This window comes from Streptomyces sp. CNP082 (assembly GCF_059570535.1).
In genome coordinates, this window is the sequence record NZ_JCANSZ010000120.1 from 1 (window position 1) to 6,175 (window position 6,175).

A 6,175-nucleotide genomic window follows, 5' to 3' on the forward strand; every position below is an offset into this window, starting at 1 on the left:
CTCCCGCCGCCGCACCCCGGCCGCGCGCAGCCGGTCATACTCCGCCCGCCCCGGATGCCCGCCCCTGCCCGACTTCCCACGGCCACGCACCCCGGCCTTCCGCGCCCACCCAGCCGCCGTGTGCCGATTCACCCCGACCGCCCGAGCAGCACCCGCGACACTGCCGTTCCCGCGCCCCAGCGCCACGAAGAACCTCGCCCTCAGCTCCTCAAAACCCACGATCCCCGCAACTCCCTGAACTCCAGGGTGTTGCGGGGATCACTAGAACCCGCCACTGGGCGCCGGGCCCTTGTGCGAGTGCGTTCAGCGGCCCGTGTCCACGCGCTCCAGCTCGTCGTCGCCGTCGTCCAGGTCGTCGAGCGCGTCGACCGCGCGGTCGTCCCTCCTGCCCTCGGCGTCCGCGGCATCGTCCTCGATGTCCGCGTCGATGTCCGCGTCGTCGTCCGCGTCGAAGTCCAGCTCGTCGTCGAACGACGCGCTGACGTCGAAACGGCAGATGACCAGCTCGGGGTCGACCTGGTCGAACGGCGCCGACAGCCACTCCCCCGGCTCCGCCGGCTCCTCCGCCGCCGCCACCCACACCGCGGAGTCGCCCTCGGAGAGGCCGAACTCCCGGTGCCGCGAGGCGATCTCGTCCGGTTCGAACTCGCCGAAGAGCACCCCGACCGCCGCCGTCAGGCTGCTGCCCACGGCCTCCCGGTCGTCGGCGTCGTCCCCGCCCGTGGCATCCGGGTCGAGGTCGGCGATGCGCTGCGCCTGGGCCAGCAGCCGGTGCGGCTCCGCCACGGTGTAGTCCCGGCGGATGAGGACGCTGAGCGCCCCCGGCTCGTCGGGCCCGGTGTAGGCGGGCAGCGTGTCGCTGCTGGGGATCTCGAAGGGGGTCACTTCGTCGTGGACCTCGTACAACACCTCGTCGTACGCCTCGGCTGCCGCTGCCAGCTCCTCGAAGGCGGCATAGACGGCAGAGCCCTCCTCGCCCGACCGGCGCTCGACCGCTTCGAGGTGGCGGTCGATCGCGGCTTTCAGCGCCGACGCGGCGGCGCGTACCTCGGCAGCCGTAGGCTGCGCAGCATCAGACATAGTGCAGACGCTATCCGGAGCGAGGCACTTTCCGCACAATGGATGCGATGCCGGAATACGAGTTTCGTGATGTCTATGTGCCGCGGGGAGTCTCACGGGCCGCTGCGGCGAGGCTCCTGACCGACCAAGCCGAGTACGGGCACTGGGAGTTGCACCGGCTGCGGCTGTATCCCGACGGCAGCCGCAGAGCGCGGCTGCGGCGCCGGATCATCAGACAGGTACGGGCGACGTGGTGAGCCCTGCGGATGCGTGACCGCCCCGCGGACACGTTGCTGACCTGTGGTTTCTACGTGCCCGGGGGGCCGGCGCCGGGTGGCGCCGGACGCGGGCGGAGACGGCGGAGGGGCAGGTCCGGCTCGCCGGACCCGCCCCTGCCGCCGACTGCGTACTCAGACCGCGGACGCGGTCAGGCCGCGGACGTACGAGCGCGGCGGTAGAGGATCGCGCCGCCCAGCAGCAGGCCGCCGCTGATCGGGACGAGGACCCCCAGCGGGAGGTCGGCGCCGGTCGCCGCGAGCTGCTCCGGGTCGGAGACGGGCACGCCGGCGTGCGTCTGGTGGTTCGGCGGGGTGTGGCTCCGGTCCGTGGGCTCGTCGGGCCGGTCCGGGGTGGCGGGCGGCTCGGGGGCGTCCGGCACGTCGGGGCGGTTCGGCTCCTCCGGCGGGGCGGGCCGGTCCGGCTTCTCCGGGGCCGGCGGCTCCTCGGGCTTGGGCGGCTTCGGGGCGTCGGGGACGGCGCCGTTGCCGCACCTGTTGCCGAACGCGGGGTTGCCGACGCCGACGGCGTTGGCGGAGTTGCCGCACGCGTTCACCGGCGCGTCCACGGGCGCCTGCACCGTGTTGCCGGAGAGCACGCCCGGGGACTGCGACGACTGGCCCTGGGCCTGGGCTCCGCCGCCGGTGGCCTTGCCGCCGCCGGCCGACGCGCCGCCGCCGTCGTTGACGCACGTGTTGCCGAACGCGGGGTTGAGCAGCCCGCCGGCGTTCACCGTGTTGCCGCATGCGTTCACCGGGACGTGCACCGGCGCCTGCACCGTGTTGCCGGAGCCGATGCCGGGGGAGTTCTGCGCGGCGCCCTCGGCGCCCGCGTCCGCGTGCGCGGCGGCGGCGCCCACGGCGGCCAGCATGCCGCCCGCGGCGGCGATGGTGAACAGGCCCTTCCTTGCGACATGTCGCATGGGTCTTTCCTGCCTTCTGAGCTCTGGGTTGCGAGCAGGCGGGCCGTCCCCGTCCCGCTCGTCCAAAAAGCCCGTCCGGCCCCGGACCGCTGCTGCGCGCTCCGGGGCCGTACGGTCACACCCTTACGGGAGATTCGACGTCACTTGTTGATGCAGGTGTTGCCGAACGCCGGGTTCAGCAGACCGATGATGTTCACGGTGTTGCCGCAGGCGTTCACGGGAACGTGAATCGGGACCTGCACCACGTTGCCGGACAGGATGCCCGGGGAGTTCACGGCAGCGCCCTGAGCACCCGCGTCGGCGACGGCCACGCCTGCGCCGGCGAGCATCAGACCGCCCGTGGCAGCCGCCGCAGCGACAACCTTCTTGATCATTCTTCCTCCTCATTGACGGTGCGGTCCCAGCAGCGGACCGCACCCAATGCAACGACGAGGCAGGTTTCGGGCTACGCGCTTATCGTGCCATTCACCCGATTCAGTCCGATTGGTACAGACGGCCGATTCGACCGGGTGGATCACCGCACCTCCGTAAGGGAGAATCCCCAGGTCAGCAGGCGTCGAGGAACCGGTCCAGGACCCGCACGCCGAACTGCAGCCCCGCCACCGGCACCCGCTCGTCGACCCCGTGGAACATCCCGGCGAAGTCCAGCTCCGGCGGCAGTTGCAGCGGCGCGAAGCCGAAGCAGCGGATGCCGAGGTCGTCGAAGGACTTGGCGTCGGTGCCGCCGGAGAGGCAGTACGGCACGGCGCGGGCGATCGGGTCCTCCGCCTTGAGCGCCGTCGCCATGGCCTCGACCAGCGCCCCGTCGAAGGTGGTCTCCAGCGCCTTGTCGGCGTGCACGTCCTCGCGCCTGACGCGCGGGCCGAGGATGCGGTCGAGGTCGGCGAGGAACTCCTCCTCGTGCCCCGGCAGGAAGCGGCCGTCGACGTGCGCCGTGGCCTGCCCGGGGATCACGTTCACCTTGTAGCCGGAGCCGAGCATGGTGGGGTTGGCGGTGTTGCGGAGCGTAGCGCCGATGATCTTCGCGATGCCGCCGAGCCGGGCGAGGGTGGCGTCCATGTCCTCGGGGTCCAGCTCGACGCCGAGGGCGTCGCCCAGCTCGTCGAGGAAGCCGCGTACGGACTTGGTCAGCCGCACCGGGAACTCGTGCCTCCCCAGCCGGGCCACGGCCTCGGACAGCTCGGTGATGGCGTTGTCACGGTTGGTCATCGAGCCGTGCCCGGCGGTCCCGTCGACCGTCAGGCGCATCCAGTGCATGCCCTTCTGCGCGGTCTCGATGAGATACAGCCGCACGTCCTCGTTCACGGTGAACGAGAAGCCGCCGACCTCGCCGATGGCCTCGGTCACGCCCTCGAACAGCTCCGGCTTCGTGTCCACGAGGTGCCTGGCCCCGTAGAGCCCGCCGGCCTCCTCGTCGGCAAGGAAGGCCAGCACGACGTCGCGCGGGGGCTTGCGCCCGGCGCGCAGCCGTTCGCGTACGACGGCGAGGGTCATGGCGTCCATGTCCTTCATGTCCACCGCCCCCCGCCCCCAGACGCAGTCGTCGGCGATCTCGCCGGAGAAGGGGTCGTGGGTCCAGTCGGCGGCGTTGGCCGGGACGACGTCGAGGTGCCCGTGGATGAGCAGCGCCGGCCGCGAGGGGTCCTCACCCTCGATCCGCGCCACGGTCGAGGCCCGCCCGGGGTGCGACTCGAAGATCTCCGGCTCCAGCCCCACCTCGGCCAGCTTCTCCGCCACGTACTCCGCCGCCGCCCGCTCCCCCGGCCCGGAGTGGTCGCCGTAGTTGCTGGTGTCTATCCGGATCAGCTCACGGCAGAGGTCGGCGACCTCGCTCTCCGCGCGCTCGACGGTGCCGCCACGGGCGTTCTCCGGCTGGCTCACGATGCCTCCCTGGCACATTCGGGGTCCACGCTCCATCCTGCCCCGCCTGACCCCCCGGCCCAACCCGCGGGGTGATCGCGGGAGCCCGCGGGTTTGCTAGGGTGTACCGCGTCGCAGCGGGCCGCCCGCGCGGCGTCCACCGGTCCAGGTGGCGGAATGGCAGACGCGCTAGCTTGAGGTGCTAGTGCCCGTATGAGGGCGTGGGGGTTCAAGTCCCCCCCTGGACACAGTCTTACGTACACCGATGATGTGGGCTGTGACTCTACTGTCACGGCCCGCTTTGCATTGTCGTAGGTGAGCCTGAGACCGAACGCCTGATAGATCGGAGCTTTGCGCTCGACCTTCGCACCCGTCAGCCGATGGCGGAGATCGCCCAGCTCCCGGACCGCGCCACGAAGCTGCTCCTCGGTGAGGACGCTACGTCCCTTGGCCTCGGCAGCCGCAAGCTGCTCACAGGCCGCCGTCCTGTCAGCCTGGGCCTGTGCAATCCAGCGAGCCACGACCACGGGGTCGCCACCCGCGTCCAGCGTCGCCTGATACCGGGCGAGACGGGCGTCGCTGTCGGCGATGGTCCTCCGGGCCACGTCGACCGCAGGCGCGGCATCGCTTGCAGCCGTCTGCGCGTTCCGCATTGCCTGCAACGTGGTCTCCAGATGAGCCGGGTCGAAGACCTGACCGATCCAGTGGTCGAGTGCGGGCAGGATGGCGTCTTCCCGCACGTACACAGACAGGGGGTGATCGAGTGCCTCACTACGGGCGTATTCGTTGGGATAGCGGCACCGGTAATGAGGGCGTCCGTGGTTATACGTACCCTGCATCTTCCGTTCGCACAGTGCACACCGGATGAGACCACGCAAAGCATAAGCGCGAGATGTGACTCGAGCGGAGCGCTCGGCCACCGGGATCCCGCGCCGGGTGTACTGCTTGCTCTCGGTGCGGGCGAAGGTCTCTCGACTGATCAGCGGTGTATGGGCGGGCTCGGCGGACCAGACCCAGTCGCCGCGTTCGTGCCAGGCCAGTTTGGTTCGATGTCCCATGGTGACGTCATCGACGTCGTAGAGGATTTCCTCTTTGTACTGCCGGTTCCAGACCTGGTAACCGGTGTAGCGCGGATTTCGGAGGATGGTCCGTACGGCGTTCTTGGACCAGGCGCGTCCGTCGCGGTGCGGGTTCCGTCGGCGGTCATGGGCAGAGGGACACGGGATGCCGTCACTCGTGAGTCCCTGAGCGATCGCATAGATCCCGGTTCCCTGCAGATACTCCTCGAAGATTCTCTTCACCACCGGTGCCGCTACGGGGTCAGGCTCCAGCCGATGCTGTCGCTTGCCGTCGGCAGCCTTGAGCGGATTGGGGTGCGGACCGGCGTCAGCCAACTGGTAGCCGTAGGGAGGGCGCCCTCCGAGATAGCGCCCCTCGATCTTCGTCTGCGCTGCCATGGCCGCCCGCGTTCGGACCTTGATGCGGTTGCGTTCCCCCTTACTCATGCCGCCGAAAACGGACATGACCAGGTCGTGGGCCTCGTTGTTGGGGTCGATCACTCCCCCAACCTCGGGCACCCACAGAGGAACGCCGAAGTGCACGAAGAGCGGGAAGGTGTTACCGAACTGGTTGCCGTAGAAGGTTCGCTGAGGCTCGCCGATCACCACGGCGTCGAAACCTCGTGAGCAATGCTCAAGACCTGTGGATCGGCCTCGGGAGGGGTGCCTCGCGGAACGCGGAGGGCGTACCTTCCCGAGTCAGGTTTTCTCAGCGAAATGGGCTGTGGGAGGGGGAGTTGAGGTGGTGCCGTGGCGAGAGGGGTGACAGCCCCGGTGGCGGTCAGACGTAAAGCCCCTGGTAAGAACGGGTCTGCCAAGATCACGTTCATCGAACCAGAGGCTTCACGTTGGTCACCTATCCTGCCATGCTCGACATCCCGCGCCCGGTGGTGGACTACCTCGCCCGGCTGCTGGCCGCTCACCGCCGCCAGATCGGCACCCCGCGCAGGTCACGGGCGCTTGGCCCGTTCCGCCAGGCCGTGCTGGTGCTGCGCTGGTT

5 protein-coding genes, 1 tRNA gene and 1 pseudogene are annotated in these 6,175 nt (G+C 70.0%); 2 read left to right on the plus strand and 5 right to left on the minus strand.

Features of this window, described 5'->3' with window-relative positions; all coding sequences use genetic code 11:
- Positions 1-303: 303 nt before the first annotated feature.
- Positions 304-1,080 carry a hypothetical protein gene (locus B124_RS36685; RefSeq protein WP_496507357.1) on the minus strand — a complete coding sequence of 259 codons (777 nt, stop codon included), beginning with the start codon at positions 1,078-1,080 and terminating at the stop codon, positions 304-306.
- 47 nt (positions 1,081-1,127) lie between these two features.
- Here B124_RS36685 and B124_RS36690 point away from each other — a divergent pair, with 47 nt between their 5' ends.
- Positions 1,128-1,316 (plus strand): DUF5703 family protein, encoded by a 189-nt coding sequence (locus B124_RS36690; RefSeq protein ID WP_026276372.1) that lies wholly within the window; start codon positions 1,128-1,130, stop codon positions 1,314-1,316.
- A gap of 170 nt (positions 1,317-1,486) precedes the next feature.
- Here the strand turns inward: B124_RS36690 and B124_RS36695 are convergent, their stop codons facing one another.
- The 3 genes from B124_RS36695 to B124_RS36705 all read right to left on the minus strand — a co-directional run bounded on the left by B124_RS36695 (position 1,487) and on the right by B124_RS36705 (position 4,138).
- Complete coding sequence (locus tag B124_RS36695; RefSeq protein WP_496507358.1) at positions 1,487-2,257, minus strand: chaplin; 771 nt, start codon at positions 2,255-2,257, stop codon at positions 1,487-1,489.
- 140 nt (positions 2,258-2,397) lie between these two features.
- A complete protein-coding gene (locus B124_RS36700) occupies positions 2,398-2,631 on the minus strand; it encodes a chaplin (protein WP_496507359.1) in 234 nt (77 codons plus the stop codon).
- Positions 2,632-2,803: 172 nt separating this feature from the next.
- Positions 2,804-4,138 carry a M20/M25/M40 family metallo-hydrolase gene (locus tag B124_RS36705; RefSeq protein ID WP_496507360.1) on the minus strand — a complete coding sequence of 445 codons (1,335 nt, stop codon included), beginning with the start codon at positions 4,136-4,138 and terminating at the stop codon, positions 2,804-2,806.
- Between the two features lie 142 nt (positions 4,139-4,280).
- Between B124_RS36705 and B124_RS36710 the strand changes: the two genes are divergently transcribed.
- Positions 4,281-4,365, plus strand: a tRNA-Leu gene (locus B124_RS36710).
- Positions 4,366-4,896: 531 nt separating this feature from the next.
- Here B124_RS36710 and B124_RS36715 read toward each other — a convergent pair.
- A pseudogene (locus B124_RS36715) lies at positions 4,897-5,640 on the minus strand (recombinase family protein); the annotation flags it as partial.
- Positions 5,641-6,175: the final 535 nt, after the last annotated feature.

Excerpts from the sequence above, each read along its gene's own strand:
- B124_RS36695 (WP_496507358.1), bottom strand. The coding sequence starts at position 2,257 with ATGCGACATGTCGCAAGGAAGGGCCTGTTCACCATCGCCGCCGCGGGC.
- B124_RS36690 (WP_026276372.1), top strand. The coding sequence starts at position 1,128 with ATGCCGGAATACGAGTTTCGTGATGTCTATGTGCCGCGGGGAGTCTCA.
- B124_RS36700 (WP_496507359.1), bottom strand. The coding sequence starts at position 2,631 with ATGATCAAGAAGGTTGTCGCTGCGGCGGCTGCCACGGGCGGTCTGATG.
- B124_RS36685 (WP_496507357.1), bottom strand. The coding sequence starts at position 1,080 with ATGTCTGATGCTGCGCAGCCTACGGCTGCCGAGGTACGCGCCGCCGCG.